The 18,281-nt window shown below is 70.6% G+C and carries 10 protein-coding genes and 1 tRNA gene; 9 read left to right on the top strand and 2 right to left on the bottom strand.

The features are described 5' to 3' along the window. The 9 genes from dnaA to KUM03_RS00650 form a co-directional block, all read left to right on the top strand. The coding region (dnaA, locus tag KUM03_RS00690) for a chromosomal replication initiator protein DnaA (protein WP_217244831.1) at positions 1–1,718 on the top strand (1,718 nt) is incomplete at its 5' end. 947 nt (positions 1,719–2,665) lie between these two features. Next, a complete protein-coding gene (dnaN, locus tag KUM03_RS00685; protein ID WP_030971386.1) occupies positions 2,666–3,796 on the top strand; it encodes a DNA polymerase III subunit beta in 1,131 nt (376 codons plus the stop codon). Between the two features lie 219 nt (positions 3,797–4,015). After that, the gene (gnd, locus tag KUM03_RS00680; protein WP_217244830.1) at positions 4,016–4,891 is read left to right on the top strand and encodes a phosphogluconate dehydrogenase (NAD(+)-dependent, decarboxylating); all 876 of its coding nucleotides are present in this window, start codon (positions 4,016–4,018) and stop codon (positions 4,889–4,891) included. 30 nt (positions 4,892–4,921) lie between these two features. Continuing rightward, positions 4,922–6,043, top strand: coding sequence for a DNA replication/repair protein RecF (gene recF, locus KUM03_RS00675; RefSeq protein ID WP_217244829.1), 1,122 nt, complete (start codon positions 4,922–4,924; stop codon positions 6,041–6,043). Further along, entirely contained in the window at positions 6,040–6,711 is a 672-nt protein-coding gene (locus KUM03_RS00670) for a DUF721 domain-containing protein (protein WP_254398594.1), read from the top strand. Before recF ends, KUM03_RS00670 begins: the two co-directional genes overlap by 4 nt. A 447-nt stretch (positions 6,712–7,158) precedes the next feature. Continuing rightward, positions 7,159–9,219 (top strand): DNA topoisomerase (ATP-hydrolyzing) subunit B, encoded by a 2,061-nt coding sequence (gyrB, locus tag KUM03_RS00665; RefSeq protein ID WP_217244828.1) that lies wholly within the window; start codon positions 7,159–7,161, stop codon positions 9,217–9,219. 42 nt (positions 9,220–9,261) lie between these two features. Continuing rightward, entirely contained in the window at positions 9,262–11,856 is a 2,595-nt protein-coding gene (gene gyrA, locus KUM03_RS00660) for a DNA gyrase subunit A (protein ID WP_217244827.1), read from the top strand. 18 nt (positions 11,857–11,874) lie between these two features. Next, complete coding sequence (locus tag KUM03_RS00655; RefSeq protein ID WP_217244826.1) at positions 11,875–12,597, top strand: DUF3566 domain-containing protein; 723 nt, start codon at positions 11,875–11,877, stop codon at positions 12,595–12,597. A 100-nt stretch (positions 12,598–12,697) separates the two neighbouring features. Continuing rightward, positions 12,698–12,774: transfer RNA gene (locus tag KUM03_RS00650), tRNA-Ile, on the top strand. Positions 12,775–12,904: 130 nt separating this feature from the next. Here KUM03_RS00650 and KUM03_RS00645 read toward each other — a convergent pair. Continuing rightward, entirely contained in the window at positions 12,905–17,308 is a 4,404-nt protein-coding gene (locus KUM03_RS00645) for a WD40 repeat domain-containing protein (protein WP_217244825.1), read from the bottom strand. Between the two features lie 361 nt (positions 17,309–17,669). Then, positions 17,670–18,233 (bottom strand): hypothetical protein, encoded by a 564-nt coding sequence (locus KUM03_RS00640; RefSeq protein WP_308406216.1) that lies wholly within the window; start codon positions 18,231–18,233, stop codon positions 17,670–17,672. Positions 18,234–18,281 lie beyond the last annotated feature (48 nt).

The raw sequence follows: 18,281 nt of genomic DNA, 5'->3' as shown, positions 1-18,281 counted from the left end.
CCCCCACCCCGCAAGCACCCCCCGCCCGCCCCCAGCACCGCTACGAGGAGCCCGAGCTCCCCGCACCCGGCCACGGCCAGGGCGGCCGCGACGACTACGAGGGATACGGACGCCACCGCGGCGACCAGCTCCCCACCGCCCGCCCCGCCTACCCGCAGGAGTACCAGCGCCCCGAGCCCGGCTCCTGGCCCCGCCCCACGCAGCAGGACGACTACGGCTGGCAGCAGCAGCGCCTCGGCTTCCCGGAGCGGGACCCGTACGCCTCGCCGCCCCAGGACGGCTACGACCAGGAGCAGTACCCCCAGGACACGTACGGGCAGAACTACCGTCCGCAGTCCCCCGAGCGCCCGGCGTACGACGCGCAGCACGGCGACTACAAGCGGGGCGACTACGACCGCGGCGGCGAGTACGAGCCGCGTGACTACGAACAGTCCCGCGGCGACCACGCCCAGCCGCGGCCCGACTACGACCAGCAACGCGCCGACTATGACCAGCAACGGCCGGACTATGACCAGCAGCGCGGCGACTACGACCAGCGCGGCCCCCGACGTGACCTGCCCGAGCCGCCGTCCGGCTCCGGCTCCGGACACGTGCACCGCGGCGGCCCCGTCGGCCCCGGCCCCGCCACCGGCGCCCCCGGACCCCTGGCCGCACAGCCGGCGCCGGCGACCGGACCGGGCGAGCCGACCGCGCGCCTGAACCCGAAGTACCTCTTCGACACCTTCGTCATCGGAGCCTCCAACCGCTTCGCCCACGCCGCGGCAGTCGCCGTCGCCGAAGCACCCGCGAAGGCCTACAACCCGCTCTTCATCTACGGCGAGTCGGGACTCGGCAAGACCCACCTCCTGCACGCGATCGGGCACTACGCCCGCAGCCTCTACCCCGGCACGCGCGTGCGGTACGTGAGCTCCGAGGAGTTCACCAACGAGTTCATCAACTCCATCCGCGACGGCAAGGGCGACAGCTTCCGCAAGCGGTACCGCGAGATGGACATCCTGCTCGTCGACGACATCCAGTTCCTCGCGGACAAGGAGTCGACGCAGGAGGAGTTCTTCCACACCTTCAACACCCTCCACAACGCCAACAAGCAGATCGTGCTCTCCAGCGACCGGCCGCCCAAGCAGCTGGTCACCCTGGAGGACCGGCTGCGGAACCGTTTCGAGTGGGGCCTGATCACCGACGTCCAGCCGCCCGAGCTGGAGACACGCATCGCGATCCTGCGCAAGAAGGCGGTGCAGGAGCAGCTCAACGCCCCGCCCGAGGTACTGGAGTTCATCGCCTCCCGGATCTCGCGCAACATCCGCGAGCTGGAGGGCGCGCTGATCCGGGTGACGGCGTTCGCGTCGCTCAACCGGCAGCCGGTCGACCTGGGCCTCACCGAGATCGTCCTCAAGGACCTGATCCCCGGCGGCGAGGACTCGACGCCGGAGATCACCTCGACGGCCATCATGAGCGAGACCGCCGACTACTTCGGCCTCACGGTGGAGGACCTGTGCGGCAGCTCGCGCGGCCGCCAACTGGTGACCGCGCGGCAGATCGCCATGTACCTGTGCCGTGAGCTGACGGACCTGTCCCTGCCGAAGATCGGCGCGCTGTTCGGCGGCCGGGACCACACCACGGTGATGCACGCCGACCGCAAGATCCGCAATCTGATGGCCGAGCGGCGCTCCATCTACAACCAGGTGACCGAGCTGACCAACCGCATCAAGAACGGCTGAGCGCGGCCGGCACCGGCTCCTCGAAGGCGCCCCGAACACCCCCGGGGCGCCTTTTCCGTGCCCGCGGACGGCTCCCGCTGCGCCACCGACGGGTTCATCGACGGGTCATTGGCGGGTCATCGACGGGTCATCGACGGATCCCCGCCCGGTCACCGCGGCGACTCCGTTGTTCGATTACCTGCCGGGTTACGGCCGCTCTCCACAGATTCGGTCACTTTTTTCCGTCCACACCTTGGGGACTGGGAAGTTGTCCCGATCCTGTCCACAGGCCAGGCTGTTGAGGAACCATCAGGCCAGCTCAGCCGCTTGTGGATTCGTGGACGAACGATCTCCACAGGGTGTGGACAACGAGTCGGTCCACAAGCTGTGCATCAAGTTGTCCACGCACAACCCACAGGCCGCGGCCAGTTGTCCCCAGCGATCCCCAGCTTCTCCACATGTCTGTCCACTGTTCGGCAACGCAACGCGCCCTCTCACCGCGTCGAGTGAAAGGCGTCACACAGAGGTGCCGAGGTGGGCTGTGGGAAACATCGGCAAACCTGGGGACGGCTCTGGGGAGAAGTCACCCTTCCCTGTGCACGGAGTGTGCAGAACTTTCTGTTCTCCACAGATACGCCCGGTTGTCCACCGGCTCCGCCCACAGGCCCCGTGGACAAAATTCCTGCTCTGACCTGCGGAAACGAGGTTATCCACGGTATCCACAGGCCCTACTACTACTCCCGACTAGAGAGAGAGCGGAATTCGTTTCGAAGCGGGGCCTGTGCACAACTCGCCCTCTCGAGCCCGACCGCCCCTCGTCACGACTTGACCCCGAAGGGCACCTACTGTCAGTGGGGTGCGTCAGACTGTTCTCCGGTGTCCTGCCCCGAACGGGGACCGACGACACCGAGTCAGACGACGAAGCCAGGCAGGGCGAGAAGCGCCGGCAACAGCAGGAGGCGGCAACAGTGAAGATCCGGGTGGAACGCGACGTACTCGCGGAGGCAGTGGCCTGGGCGGCTCGCAGTCTCCCGGCCCGTCCGCCGGCGCCGGTCCTCGCGGGCCTGCTGCTGAAGGCCGAGGAGGGGCAGCTGAGCCTGTCCAGCTTCGACTACGAGGTCTCCGCGCGGGTGTCGGTGGAGGCCGAGATCGAGGAGGAGGGCACGGTCCTCGTCTCCGGCCGCCTGCTCGCCGACATCTCCCGCGCCCTCCCGAACCGGCCGGTGGAGATTTCCACAGACGGTGTACGGGCGACGGTGGTCTGCGGCTCCTCGCGGTTCACCCTGCACACCCTGCCGGTGGAGGAGTACCCGGCGCTGCCGCAGATGCCGGAGGCCACCGGCACGGTCCCCGGTGAGGTCTTCGCCGCGGCCGTGCAGCAGGTGGCGATCGCCGCGGGCCGCGACGACACACTGCCCGTGCTCACCGGTGTGCGCATCGAGATCGAGGGCGACTCGGTGACGCTGGCCTCCACCGACCGCTACCGCTTCGCGGTCCGCGAGTTCCTGTGGAAGCCGGAGAACCCGGAGGTCTCCGCGGTCGCCCTGGTGCCCGCCAAGACGCTCCAGGACACCGCCAAGGCGCTGACCAGCGGCGACCAGGTGATCCTGGCGCTGTCCGGCTCGGGCGCGGGCGAGGGCCTGATCGGCTTCGAGGGCGCGGGCCGCCGCACGACGACGCGGCTGCTGGAGGGCGACCTCCCGAAGTACAAGACGCTCTTCCCGACGGAGTTCAACAGCGTCGCCGTGATCGAGACCGCCCCCTTCGTGGAGGCCGTCAAGCGCGTGGCCCTGGTCGCCGAGCGCAACACCCCGGTGCGGCTCAGCTTCGAGCAGGGCGTGCTGATCCTGGAGGCAGGCTCCAGCGACGACGCACAGGCTGTGGAAAGGGTTGACGCACAGCTGGAGGGCGACGACATCTCGATCGCCTTCAACCCGACGTTCCTGCTGGACGGCCTGAGCGCCATCGACTCCCCGGTGGCCCAGCTCTCCTTCACGACGTCCACGAAGCCGGCGCTGCTCAGCGGCAAGCCGGCCCTGGACGCCGAGGCGGACGAGGCCTACAAGTACCTGATCATGCCGGTGCGGCTGAGCGGCTGAGGGCCTGCGCCCGGTTGCCCACAGGCTCCGGTTGTCCACAGGCTGAGGACGGACTCGCAGCAAACCCGCAGGTGAGGGCGTACGTATGAGCGCGTACGCCCACAGCTGTGCACGGACGTCCGGGTTTAGGCTCGGGGCGGGTACGAAAGTGCCGCGGCACGCATCCGGCCGGCCCGGACGTGCCGCCCCGCCACCTCGCACACCTAAGGAACGCAACTGATGGAGCTCGGTCTCGTCGGCCTCGGCAAGATGGGCGGCAACATGCGCGAGCGGATCCGCCGCGCGGGCCACACCGTCGTCGGATACGACCGCAATCCCGACCTCGCCGACGTCCACAGCCTGGAAGAGCTTGTGGGCAAGCTCGAGGGCCCGCGCGTGGTCTGGGTGATGGTCCCGGCCGGTGAGGCCACCCAGGCCACCGTCGACCGGCTCGGCGAGCTGCTGGAGCCCGGCGACGTCGTCGTGGACGGCGGCAACTCCCGCTGGACGGATGACGAGAAGCACGCCGAGGAGCTGGCCGCCAAGGGCATAGGCTTCGTCGACTGCGGTGTCTCCGGCGGTGTGTGGGGCCTGGAGAACGGTTACGCGCTGATGTACGGCGGCGACGCGGAGAACGTGGCCAAGGTGCAGCCGGTCTTCGACGCCCTCAAGCCGGAGGGCGACTTCGGCGCCGTGCACGCCGGCAAGGTCGGCGCGGGCCACTTCGCGAAGATGGTCCACAACGGCATCGAGTACGCGATGATGCAGGCCTACGCCGAGGGCTGGGAGCTGCTGGAGAAGGTCGACTCCGTGGACAACGTCCGCGAGGTCTTCCGGTCCTGGCAGGAGGGCACGGTGATCCGCTCCTGGCTGCTGGACCTGGCCGTCAACGCCCTCGACGACGACGAGCACCTGGACGGCCTGCGCGGTTTCGCACAGGACTCCGGTGAGGGACGCTGGACGGTGGAGGCCGCGATCGACAACGCGGTGCCGCTGCCGGCGATCACCGCGTCGCTGTTCGCGCGGTTCGCGTCCCGGCAGGACGACTCGCCGCAGATGAAGATGATCGCCGCGCTGCGCAATCAGTTCGGCGGGCACGCGGTCGAGAAGAAGTAACCGAAAGGCTGGGGAGGTCGGCGCACGACCATGCACGTCACGCATCTGTCGCTGGCCGACTTCCGTTCGTACGCCCGGGTCGAGGTCCCGCTGGACCCGGGCGTCACGGCCTTCGTCGGTCCGAACGGGCAGGGCAAGACCAATCTCGTCGAGGCGGTCGGCTATCTCGCCACCCTCGGCAGCCACCGGGTCTCCTCCGACGCCCCCCTGGTCCGCATGGGCGCCGAGCGTGCCGTGATCCGCGCCCAGGTCCGGCAGGGCGAGCGGCAGCAGCTGATCGAGCTGGAGCTGAACCCGGGCAGGGCCAACCGCGCTCGCATCAACAGGTCCTCGCAGGTCAGGCCGCGTGACGTGCTCGGCATCGTCCGTACCGTGCTGTTCGCGCCCGAGGATCTCGCCCTGGTCAAGGGCGACCCCGGGGAACGGCGCCGCTTCCTGGACGAGCTGATCACCGCCCGCTCCCCGCGGATGGCCGGGGTGCGTTCCGACTACGACCGCGTGCTCAAGCAGCGCAACACCCTGCTGAAGTCGGCCGCGCTGGCCCGTCGGCACGGCGGGCGCACGATGGACCTGTCCACGCTGGACGTCTGGGACCAGCACCTCGCGCGCGCGGGCGCCGAGCTGCTCGCGCAGCGTCTCGACCTGATCGCGGCGGTGCAGCCGCTGGCCGACAAGGCGTACGAGCAGCTGGCGCCGGGCGGCGGTCCGGTCGCGCTGGAGTACAAGCCGTCGGCGCCCGGTGAGGCGCATACGCGCGAGGACCTCTACGAGCAGCTGATGGGCGCGCTCGCCGAGGCCCGCAAGCAGGAGATCGAGCGGGGCGTCACCCTGGTCGGTCCGCACCGGGACGACCTGCTGCTGAAGCTCGGGTCGCTGCCCGCCAAGGGCTACGCGTCGCACGGGGAGTCCTGGTCGTACGCGCTGGCGCTGCGCCTGGCGTCGTTCGATCTGCTGCGGGCGGAGGGCAATGAGCCCGTCCTCGTCCTGGACGACGTGTTCGCCGAGTTGGACGCGCGGCGCCGTGAGCGGTTGGCGGAGCTGGTGGCGCCCGGCGAGCAGGTGCTGGTGACGGCCGCGGTCGACGACGACGTGCCGGGTGTGCTGGCGGGCGCGCGGTTCTCGGTCGCTGAGGGGGCGGTGGAGCGCGTATGAGCGCGGAGGACCCGATTCCCGGCGCGGCTTCCGGAGAGACTCCCGGCGCGGCTTCCGGAGAGACTCCCGGCGCGGCTCCCGGAAAGACTCCCGGCGCGGCTTCCGGAAAGACTCCTGGCGCGGCCCCCGGAGAGACTCCCGGCGCGGGCGGCGCAGGCCCCGAGCCGTCGGGTGTCGACCTCGCCCGCGTCGCGCTCAGGGCGGCGCGCGAGGCGGCACGCGCGCGTGGGGATGCCGCGCGGCAGAAGAAGCAGGCGCGCCGCGGTGGTCTGCGTTCCGGTGCGCGTGCCGACGGGCGTGATCCCATGGCGCTCGGGTCGGCGATCAACCGCCTGATCACCGAGCGCGGCTGGGAGACGCCGGCGGCGGTGGGCGGTGTGATGGGGCGCTGGCCGCAGATCGTCGGCGAGGACGTGGCGAAGCACTGCGTGCCGGAGCGGTACGACGAGGACGAGCGGGTGCTGATCGTCCGCTGCGACTCGACGGCGTGGGCGACGAACCTGCGGCTGCTGGCACCGACGCTGGTGGCCCGTCTCAACGAGGACCTCGGGCACGGGTCGGTGCGGATGATCAAGGTGCTCGGTCCCGGGGGTCCCGCGGGCGCCGGCCGTCGGTACGGTCCGTTGCGCGCGCCCGGCAGCCGGGGCCCCGGGGACACCTACGGGTGACCTCGGTCGGGGGCCGGTGAGGGTTCTGGCGCCCCGTCAGGGATAGGTGATGTACCTCACATTATTGGGCGTCAATGGTCGGTGTGAACCGTCGGCGCCCGCTTGGTCGTACCACCGCACATGGCTGCGAATCGCGATCTGACTCCCAAGTAGCCAAGGGTTGACGCCCGGAAGCGCTGAGTGCCGTCGTGAGCCTCTTGAGGCCCCCTTCCGCATATCGGGAGTCGGACGAGCCCGGTTCAGGGCGGCACATGCGGACTCAGGTACCGGCAAACCCCCATCAGTGTCAGTGCTACCGGTAGAATGGAAGACAATCCCGCCCCGATCGTGGGGACCGTCCGGGACTAGCTGAGCAACGCTGATCAAGGCTTACCAACGCAACATGCCGCAGCCGCTCCGGCAACCTGCCGACGAGCCCGGCTCGTGCTGTGCCAGAAAGGGCGCTTCGTGGCCGATTCCGGCAACCCCAACGAGAACAACCCGTCCACCGACACCGGCGTGAACGACGTGGTGCACGCGTCGAGCGACGAGGCCGCCGCCTCGTACGACGCCAGTGCCATCACCGTGCTCGAGGGTCTGGACGCGGTCCGCAAGCGACCCGGTATGTACATCGGCTCGACCGGTGAACGCGGCCTGCACCACTTGGTGCAGGAGGTCGTGGACAACTCCGTCGACGAGGCGCTGGCCGGTCACGCGGACACGATCGACGTCACGATCCTCGCCGACGGCGGTGTCCGGGTCGTCGACAACGGCCGCGGCATCCCGGTGGGCATCGTGCCCTCCGAGGGGAAGCCGGCCGTCGAGGTCGTGCTGACCGTGCTGCACGCGGGCGGCAAGTTCGGCGGCGGCGGCTACGCGGTCTCCGGTGGTCTGCACGGCGTGGGCGTCTCCGTCGTCAACGCCCTTTCCACGCGGGTCGCGGTGGAGGTCAAGACCGACGGCTACCGCTGGACCCAGGAGTACAAGCTGGGTGTCCCCACGGCGTCGCTCGCCCGGCACGAGGCCACCGAGGAGACCGGCACATCGGTCACCTTCTGGGCCGACGGCGACATCTTCGAGACGACCGAGTACTCCTTCGAGACGCTGTCCCGGCGCTTCCAGGAGATGGCCTTCCTCAACAAGGGCCTGCGGATCAACCTCACCGACGAGCGCGAGTCGGCGATGGCCACCGCCGGTGCGGACGAGGCGGGCGAGGACGAGAAGCACGAGGTCAAGAGCGTCTCGTACCACTACGAGGGCGGCATCGTCGACTTCGTGAAGTACCTCAACTCCCGCAAGGGAGAGCTGGTGCACCCCACCGTGATCGACCTCGAGGCCGAGGACAAGGACAAGAACCTGTCCCTCGAGATCGCCATGCAGTGGAACGGCGGCTACACCGAGGGTGTCTACTCGTTCGCCAACATCATCCACACCCACGAGGGCGGTACGCACGAGGAGGGCTTCCGCGCGGCGCTGACCTCGCTGATCAACAAGTACGCGCGCGACAAGAAGCTGCTGCGGGAGAAGGACGACAACCTCACGGGTGACGACATCCGCGAGGGTCTGACCGCGATCATCTCGGTGAAGCTGAGCGAGCCTCAGTTCGAGGGCCAGACCAAGACGAAGCTGGGCAACACCGAGGTGAAGACCTTCGTCCAGAAGATCGTCTACGAGCACCTGACGGACTGGCTCGACCGCAATCCGAACGAGGCCGCGGACATCATCCGCAAGGGCATCCAGGCGGCCTACGCGCGCGTGGCGGCCCGCAAGGCCCGTGACCTGACGCGCCGCAAGGGTCTGCTGGAGACGGCGTCGCTGCCGGGCAAGCTGTCCGACTGCCAGTCGAACGACCCGACCAAGTGCGAGATCTTCATCGTCGAGGGCGACTCCGCCGGCGGTTCGGCCAAGTCCGGCCGCAACCCGCAGTACCAGGCGATCCTCCCGATCCGCGGCAAGATCCTCAACGTCGAGAAGGCGCGCATCGACCGGATCCTGCAGAACCAGGAGATCCAGGCGATGATCTCCGCGTTCGGCACGGGCGTGCACGAGGACTTCGACATCGAGAAGCTCCGCTATCACAAGATCATCCTGATGGCGGACGCCGACGTCGACGGCCAGCACATCAACACCCTGCTGCTGACCTTCCTGTTCCGCTTCATGCGGCCGCTGGTCGAGGCCGGGCACGTGTACCTGTCCCGTCCGCCGCTCTACAAGATCAAGTGGGGTCGGGACGACTTCGAGTACGCGTACTCGGACCGTGAGCGCGACGCGCTGATCGAGATGGGCCGAAGCGCCGGCAAGCGCATCCGCGAGGACTCCGTGCAGCGCTTCAAGGGTCTCGGCGAGATGAACGCCGAGGAGCTGCGCATCACGACCATGGACCAGGAGCACCGGGTGCTCGGCCAGGTCACGCTCGACGACGCCGCGCAGGCCGACGACCTGTTCTCGGTGCTGATGGGCGAGGACGTCGAGGCCCGGCGCGCGTTCATCCAGCGCAACGCCAAGGACGTCCGCTTCCTCGACATCTGAGTCGGTCTCAGCTGACCGCACCAGGAAGGACCTTCACCAGCAATGACCGACGAGAACACCCCTGTGACGACGCCCGAGGGTGACGCCCTCGCCATGCGTGTCGAGCCCGTCGGGCTCGAGACGGAGATGCAGCGCTCGTACCTCGACTACGCGATGTCCGTCATCGTCTCGCGTGCGCTGCCCGACGTCCGCGACGGCCTCAAGCCCGTCCACCGGCGCGTGCTGTACGCGATGTACGACGGCGGCTACCGGCCCGAGCGCGGCTTCTACAAGTGCGCCCGCGTCGTCGGCGACGTCATGGGCAACTACCACCCGCACGGCGACTCCTCCATCTACGACGCCCTGGTCCGCCTCGCCCAGTCCTGGTCGATGCGGATGCCGCTCGTCGACTCCAACGGCAACTTCGGTTCGCCGGGCAACGACCCGGCGGCGGCCATGCGCTACACCGAGTGCAAGATGGCGCCGCTGTCGATGGAGATGGTCCGCGACATCGACGAGGAGACCGTCGACTTCACGGACAACTACGACGGCCGCTCCCAGGAGCCGACCGTCCTGCCCGCCCGCTTCCCGAACCTGCTGATCAACGGCTCGGCGGGCATCGCGGTCGGCATGGCGACCAACATCCCGCCGCACAACCTGCGCGAGGTCGCGGCCGGCGCCCAGTGGTACCTGGAGAACTACGAGGCCTCCCACGAGGAGCTGCTGGACGCGCTGCTCGAGCGCATCAAGGGCCCCGACTTCCCGACCGGCGCCCTGGTGGTGGGCCGCAAGGGCATCGAGGAGGCCTACCGCACCGGGCGCGGCTCGATCACCATGCGCGCGGTCGTCGAGGTCGAGGAGATCCAGAACCGCCAGTGCCTGGTGGTCACGGAGCTGCCCTACCAGGTCAACCCGGACAACCTCGCGCAGAAGATCGCCGACCTGGTGAAGGACGGCAAGATCGGCGGCATCGCGGACGTCCGCGACGAGACGTCCTCGCGCACCGGCCAGCGCCTGGTGATCGTCCTCAAGCGGGACGCGGTCGCCAAGGTCGTGCTGAACAACCTGTACAAGCACACCGACCTGCAGACCAACTTCGGCGCCAACATGCTGGCCCTGGTCGACGGCGTGCCGCGCACCCTTTCCCTGGACGCGTTCATCCGCCACTGGGTGAACCACCAGATCGAGGTCATCGTCCGGCGGACCAAGTTCCGGCTGCGCAAGGCGGAGGAGCGGGCGCACATCCTGCGCGGTCTGCTGAAGGCCCTGGACGCCATCGACGAGGTCATCGCGCTGATCCGGCGCAGCGACACCGTGGAGATCGCGCGCGGCGGCCTGATGGACCTCCTCGACATCGACGAGATCCAGGCCAACGCGATCCTGGAGATGCAGCTGCGGCGCCTGGCGGCCCTGGAGCGGCAGAAGATCGTCCGGGAGCACGACGAGCTGCAGGCGAAGATCAACGAGTACAACGAGATCCTCGCCTCCCCGGTCCGTCAGCGCGGGATCGTCAGCGAGGAGCTGACCGCGCTCGTCGAGAAGTACGGCGACGACCGCAAGACGAAGCTGATCCCGTACGAGGGCGACATGTCCATCGAGGACCTGATCGCCGAGGAGGACATCGTCGTCACGGTCACCCGGGGCGGCTACATCAAGCGCACCAAGACCGACGACTACCGGGCGCAGAAGCGCGGCGGCAAGGGGGTGCGGGGCACGAAGCTCAAGGAAGACGACATCGTCAACCACTTCTTCGTGTCGACCACGCACCACTGGCTGCTGTTCTTCACCAACAAGGGCCGGGTCTACCGGGCGAAGGCCTACGAGCTGCCGGATGCCGGCCGGGACGCGCGCGGCCAGCACGTGGCGAACCTGCTGGCCTTCCAGCCGGACGAGACGATCGCCCAGATCCGCGCGATCCGCGACTACGAGGCGGTGCCCTACCTGGTCCTGGCCACCAAGGCGGGCCTGGTGAAGAAGACGCCGCTGAAGGACTACGACTCGCCGCGTTCGGGTGGTGTCATCGCGATCAACCTGCGTGAGCAGGCGGACGGCAGCGACGACGAACTGATCGGGGCCGAACTCGTCTCGGCCGAGGACGATCTGCTGCTGATCAGCAAGAAGGCGCAGTCGATCAGGTTCACCGCATCGGACGACACGTTGCGTCCGATGGGGCGTGCCACCTCGGGCGTCAAGGGCATGAGTTTCCGCGAAGGGGACGAGCTGCTCTCGATGAATGTTGTTCGAGCCGGTACGTTCGTGTTCACTGCCACTGACGGCGGTTACGCGAAGCGCACCTCCGTCGACGAGTACCGCGTCCAGGGCCGCGGTGGCCTGGGCATCAAGGCCGCCAAGATCGTCGAGGACCGCGGATCGCTCGTGGGCGCGCTGGTGGTCGAGGAGCACGACGAGATCCTCGCCATCACACTCTCGGGCGGTGTGATTCGTACGCGAGTCAACGGGGTCAGGGAGACGGGCCGTGACACCATGGGCGTCCAACTGATCAATCTGGGCAAGCGCGATGCCGTGGTCGGCATCGCACGCAACGCCGAGGCGGGACGCGAGGCGGAGGAGGTCGACGGCGACGTGGTCGTCGACGAGACCGCCGAGGGTGCCGCGACCACCGGCACGGACGAGGGTGAGGCGCCCTCGGCCGAGTAGCACGAGGAGAGAGTCATCGTGAGCGGAGCCACGGGCGCCGGATCGACCGGTACCTCCAGGGGTACGGAAACGGACGGGGGCGGCCGTGGCTCCGCCACGCGTGCGGCGGATCCGCACACGACTCAACTGCGCAAGATCGAAGACGGAGCGACCGACTCGCACTCGGGGAGCTCGTCCAAGACGCATTCCCAGGGGGGAACTGTGACGGACACCCGGGGCCAGCAGACCCAGCAGGCGGCCTCGCCGCTGCCGGGGGAACGGCAGCCCCAGCAGCCCGGCGGGCCGTACCACCCGCCGCAGGCCTACCAGACCCAGGGCGGCAACGCCGCCGCCGTGCGCCGCCCGCGCACCGGCGCCCGCACCACGCCCCGCGTCCGCAAGGCGCGCCTGCGGGTGGCGAAGGCGGACCCGTGGTCGGTGATGAAGGTCAGCTTCCTGCTCTCCATCGCGCTCGGCATCTGCACGATCGTCGCCTCCGCCGTGCTGTGGATGGTCATGGACGCCATGGGCGTCTTCTCGACCGTCGGCGGCACGATCTCCGAGGCGACCGGCTCCAACGAGTCCAACGGCTTCGACCTGCAGTCCTTCCTGTCGCTGCCCAACGTGCTGCTGTTCACCACGGTCATCGCGGTCATCGACGTCGTCCTCGCCACCGCCCTGGCCACGCTCGGCGCGTTCATCTACAACCTGTCGGCCGGCTTCGTCGGCGGTGTGGAGCTGACGCTCGCCGAGGACGAGTGACCGTCGCCCACCGGGCCCGCGCCAACCGATTTTGGGACTGCCCGCCTCGTGCGCTAATCTTCAGGAGTCAGCGCGCGGGACACACACCGCAGAGCGCGGCGGGGCTATAGCTCAGTTGGTTAGAGCGCATCCCTGATAAGGATGAGGCCACAGGTTCAAATCCTGTTAGCCCCACCAGCACAAAGACCCCCAGTCGGATTCGGCTGGGGGTCTGCTGCGTTTCGGACCCGGCCGCCGGCGACGGGGGATACGCCGGCGGCCGGGCTGTGGGCCAGGCTAACAAGGGCGGGCGGGGCGCGGGAAGGATTCAGCGCTCGCACGGTGGTTCGTACGAGAGGCGCGGCAGGTACTCGTGCCACTTCTCCTCGGTCAGCACGCCCCGGGTCGCCGAGCAGATGCGGTCGATGGCGTCGTCCACGTCCAGGTTCCACAGGCGGACGCTGTCCGTGCCGCTCGACACCCCGAGCATGTGACGCACCGGGCTGAATGACAGGAAGCCGCCCGTCTTGGCGTTGGGGCTCATCGCCTCGCCGATCGGAGCGGCGTCGGCGGGTGTGCGGGTGTCCCAGAGGCGGACCGTGTTGTCGTTGGCGCCGCTGGCCAGGGTGGCGCCGTCCTGGCTGAACGTCAGCGACACCACCGAGTCGGTGTGGCCGGTCAGTGGCTCGCCGGCCGGTGCGGGGCGGCCCGGGTCGGTGACGTCCCAGACGCGGACCGTGCCGTCGTCGCTGCCGCTGGCCAGGGTGCGGCCGTCCGGGCTGTAGGCGAGGGCGTTGACGGGCCCGAGGTGGCCGGTACGGGAGACACCGAGGGAGGTGGCGTGCGCGGGGTCGGTGACGTCCCACAGCCGTACGGTGTCGTCCGCGCCGCCACTGGCGAGGGTGCGGCCGTCGGGGCTGAAGACGAGAGTGTTGACGTAGCCGGTGTGACCGGTGAGCGGGTCGCCGAGCGGGCGGGGCCGGGACGGGTCCTCGGTGTTCCACAGCTGGATGCCGCGGTCGTCCTGGGCGGTGGCGAGGGTGTGGCCGTCCGGGCCGAAGGCCAGGGTGTCGGGGCCCGCGTAGCGGTTGCGCAGCGCGACCGGCGGGCCGTGGGCGGTGGGCCGGGACGGGTCGGTGACGTCCCACAGCTGCATGGCGCGGCTGCCCGTCAGCACGGCGAGGGTGCCGCCGTCCGGGGAGAACACGAGGGAACGGATGTCGCCCTCGCCCGGCCTGAAGGGCTCGCTCACGAGCACGGGCCGGGCGGGGTCGCTGACGTCCCACAGCCGGACCCGCCCGTCGCGGGCGGCGGTGGCCAGCACGTGTCCGTCCGGGCGGAACGCCCCGATGCGGCCGATCATGTCCGAGGTGGGCAGGGACCACAGACGGACCTTGCTGTCGCCGCTGCCGGTGGCGAGGGTGCGGCCGTCCGGGCTGAACCCCAGGGCGTACATCTCCCCGCTGCTGCCCGCCAGCGGCACGCCGATCTGCGAGGGGTAGGCCGGGTCGCTGACGTTCCACAGGCTCGCCGTGCTGTCCGCGCTGCTCGCGGCGAGCATGTCGCCGTCGGGGCTGAAGGCCACGGACCAGACGGGCCCGGTGTGCCCGGTCAGCGGCGAGCCGATCCGCGAGGCGTCCTGCGGGTCGGTGACGTCCCAGAGCCGTACGGTGTCGTCCGCGCTGCCGCTGGCGAGGGTCCGTCCGTCGGGGCTGAAGGCCACGGAGTGGATCAGACCGGTGTGCCCGGTCAGCGGCGAGCCGGTCCGGGACGCGTCGCGCGGGTCGGCGACGTCCCACAGGTGGACGGTCTCGTCGTCGCCGCCGGCCGCCAGTGTCCGCCCGTCGGGGCTGAACGCCACCGAGCGCACCGCCGCGCCGGCGCCCGTCAGGGTGTCCAGCGCCTCGGGTCGGGCGGGGTCGGTCACATTCCACAGCCGTACGGCGTGGTCGTCGTGGGCGGAGGCGAGGGTGCGGCCGTCCGGGCTGAAGTCGAGCAGGTAGACGGTGCCACCGCGACCGGGCAGGGGGTCGCCGAGCGGGCGCGGGTCGCCGGGGTCCGAGACGTCCCACAGCCGGATCGTGCCGTCGTCCGAGGCGCTGGCCAGGGTGCGGCCGTCCGGGCTGAACACCGCGGTGCTCACCCAGCTGGTGTGACCGGTGAGGGGCTTGCCCAGGGGTTCGGGACGGGCGGGGTCCGACACGTCCCACAGCCGTACGGTTCGGTCGTAGCTGGCCGTCGCCAGGGTGCGGCCGTCCGGGCTGAAGGACGTCAGGTAGACGGCGCCCGTGTGGCCGAGGAGCGGCGTGGCCAGGGGCGCGTTCACGATCGATATCAGGCGGTTGCGCACGTCCGCGTCGTCCGGGCGCAGGCGGTGGGCCGCCAGGTCGAGCTGGGCCGACAGCGACGGGTCCGTGTACTGGACGCGGTCCGCCTCGGCGACCACCTGCTCGAACACCGCGTCGTTGCGCTGCTGCCAGGCGAGCACCGCCGAACCGACCGCCAGCAGCGCCAGGACGACCAGGGACGACACCGCGGCACGTCTGATCACGACGGTACGCCTGCGCAGCCTGACCGCGGCGGCCAGGAAGTCCACCGCGCCGCGGGTCAGGAACGTGCCGTCGGCGGACTCCGCCCAGCCGCGGGCCTGCTCGAGCCGGGAGCCCCGGTAGAGCAGCGAGGTGTCGCGGTCCGACTCCTCCCAGGCCCGGCCGTCCTCCTCCAACCGCTGCCGCAGCAGGTTGCCGGCCCGGTCCTCGTCGATCCAGTCGCGCAGGCGCGGCCAAGCGTGCAGCAGCGCCTCGTGGGTGATCTCCACGGTCTCCGCGTCGAGGGTCACCAGCCGGGCGCGGACCAGCGCCTCCAGGGACTCCTCCGTCTTGCCGGGGTCCCGGGACTCCTCCGCCAGCCGGCGCCGGGTGCCCCGCCTGCGGGTGGCCTGGGTGTCCTCGCTCACCCGGACCAGCCGGAGCAGCAGCAGCCGCGCGGCCGCGCGGGCCGCCGGGTCCAGGTCCGACCAGGCCCGCTCGGCGGTCGCCGCCACCGCCCCCTGGATGCCGCCGGCCGCGCGGTAGCCCGCCAGCGTCAGCCGGCCCGCCTTGCGCCGCTGCCAGGTGGCGAGCAGGGCGTGGGACAGGAGCGGCAGCACGCCCGCGTCGTGCGCGCCGCCCGGGCCGTCGGTGCCGACCTCACGGGCGATCAGCTCGGCCAAGCCCGGTTCGAGCTCCATGCCCACGGCCCTGGCCGGGCCGGTTACCGCCTCGCGCAGCTCCGCAGTGGTCAGCGGCCCGAGCACCATGTGCCGGTGCTGCAGCGCGTCGGCCAGCTCGGGGTGGCGCAGGCACTGCTCGTAGAAGTCGGCGCGCACGCCGAGGGCGACCAGCAGGGGCGCCGGGTCGTCCGGGCCGCCGGGCGTGCAGGCGGCCTGGAGGATCCGGATGAACGCGCGCCGCTCCCACTCGTCGGCGCAGAGGGTGAAGACCTCCTCGAACTGGTCCACGATCAGGACGGGTCGGGCCGGGGTGGCCGACCGGGCCGGGCTGGACGGGCGGACGGGACTGGACGGGCGGGCGGGACCGGCTGGGCGGGCCGGACTGGTCGAGGCACCTGAGGTGGCCGAAGACGCCGATGCGGCGGAGGTGTCTGAGGTGCCCGATGCGGCGGAGGTGTTTGAGGTGCCCGATGTGGCTGTGCCCGACGAGGCTGAGGTGTCTGAGGTGCCCGGTGAGGCTGAGGTGCCTGAAGTGCCCGATGTGGTCGACGTGCCTGAAGTGCCCGACGCGGTCGTGGTGTCCGAGGCCGCCGACGTGCCGGACATGGTCCTGGCGGCCGGTGCGGCCGACGTGCCCGAGGCGTCGGACGTGGTCGTGGCCGTCGAGGTGCCCGACATGCCCGACGCGGTCGGCCGTTCCGCCGTCACCGCCCCGGCGCGGGCGGCCCAGGCCGCGAAGGCCTCCCGGGCCCCGCGCGCGAACCCCGGGTCGTCCGGTTCCGCCGGCCGCGCCCGGTCGGCGGCGGCCACGGATGCGAGCCCGGGTACGCGGCGGCACAGTTCCCCCAGTGGATCGGCTCCCGGCACGAGCTGGAGCACCTCCCTCGGCGGGCCCGTGTCGCCGTCCGGTCCACCGTCGCGCAAGGCGGGCACCAGGCCCGCGTTGAGCAGGGAGGACTTTCCCGCACCCGAGGCGCCCACGAGCATCACCAGGCCGCCGGTGTCCTCGGCCGCGCGGAGCTGGGCGACGAGGGCGGCCGTGCTCCGTTCCCGCCCGAAGAACCAGCCGGCGTCCTGCTGCCGGTAGGCGGCCAGCCCCCGGTAGGGGCAGACGCCGCCCGGGGCCCGGTCGGGTGCGGCGCCCTCCTCGTCGCCCGCGGCCGGTGCCGGGCGCTCACCGGTCGGGTCGGCCACCGCCCGCTCCCACAGCCGCTGCCACTGCGTCAGGTCGTACAGGCCCGCGGCGACCGGCTCGGGCCGCGCGCGCCGTGCCTGGGGTATGAGTACGTGCAGCACCGCGGCGAGGGCGGGGAACTGGGCGGGGACGTTCTTGGCCCGCCGCCAGTCGCTGATCCGCTGGGCGGAGACCCGTACGGGCCGCCCCCGTTCATCGACGCGCTGGAGCCGGACGACCGCTTCGGAGACGCGTTTGAGGGGAGGGTTGCCGGCCTCCCGGTACAGCAGTGCGAGACGTTCGGCGAAGGCCGTGCGTGCCCCTGAGTCGAAACTCAAGGTCTCCACTCCTTACTTCCCCCGCACCTGGACGTCCGGACCGGAAAACTCACTCTATACGGCTGACCTGCGGCTACGTCAGTGTTGTGACGCCACGGCCTCCTCGCGGGCGACCGCAGCTGGCAGGATCGCGTCGCGGTGCCGAGTCGGCCGGCCGGCACTCGGACAGGTCAGCGGCCCGGTGTTCCCGGAAGCCGCCCCGTGAGGCCGCACGTTCTCGGTCAGCTTTCGACGGCCCAGCCCTTCCCGTTCCGGTACGGCGTCCAGCACGCCGCCGGCATGGTTGGGCACCGGTCCCCACGAGGGGAGGGACCGGTGCCGAAGCATGCCGGTGGTGGTGGAGTCCCGGGCGGAGTCCCGGGGGCGGCGGTCAGTCCTCGGCGGGCGCCTGCCGGGCCGACGGCAGCAGCAGATCGCGCTCGGGGTGCTTCTCCCCGGTGACGCCGCCTCGGATGCCGAGGTCGGCGCGCGCCTCCTCGTGGAAGGCGTTGATCGCGCGGAACGCGGCCCGGTGCCGTTCGCGCCACTCCTCCAGGGTGCCGGTGACGCGGCCGGTCGCCTGCCAGTCGATCTCGGCGACCAGCCTGTTCAGCTCGTGCCCGGCCTCGATGGCCTCGTCGCCGCCGAGCAGCATGACCCGCTCGAAGGCCGACCCCCAGCGCCGGCCGGCCGCCGCCAGGTACTCGCGGAGCTCCTCCTCGGGCCGGTGGTCCTCGCGCAGGTTCTCCCTGGCTTCGTACAGTCGTACGGAAGCGGCGATCCTCATCTTGGCGGCGTCCACGTACTCCCCGTACGTGTCGATCTTCTTGTCGTCCCAGCGGGTCCGCAGCTGGTGGCGGTTCCTGCTCCGCTCCATCAGGTGGTTCGTGAGGTGCGTGGTGAGTGCGCCGACCACTACGGCCGCGATCGTCACGAGTTGCGCGCCGGTTCCCACGCCGTCCCCCCAGTCGTTTCGCGGAATGCCGGTCGATCGCATGGCCGA

The organism is Streptomyces sp. AC602_WCS936 (assembly GCF_019049125.1).
Lineage (GTDB): Bacteria > Actinomycetota > Actinomycetes > Streptomycetales > Streptomycetaceae > Streptomyces.
This window is presented reverse-complemented; position numbering and strand designations above follow the sequence as displayed.

Bases quoted from the DNA above. Each gene is read 5' to 3' on its own strand.
- recF (WP_217244829.1), top strand. From the start codon at position 4,922: ATGCACGTCACGCATCTGTCGCTGGCCGACTTCCGTTCGTACGCCCGG.
- gyrA (WP_217244827.1), top strand. From the start codon at position 9,262: ATGACCGACGAGAACACCCCTGTGACGACGCCCGAGGGTGACGCCCTC.
- gnd (WP_217244830.1), top strand. From the start codon at position 4,016: ATGGAGCTCGGTCTCGTCGGCCTCGGCAAGATGGGCGGCAACATGCGC.
- KUM03_RS00670 (WP_254398594.1), top strand. From the start codon at position 6,040: ATGAGCGCGGAGGACCCGATTCCCGGCGCGGCTTCCGGAGAGACTCCC.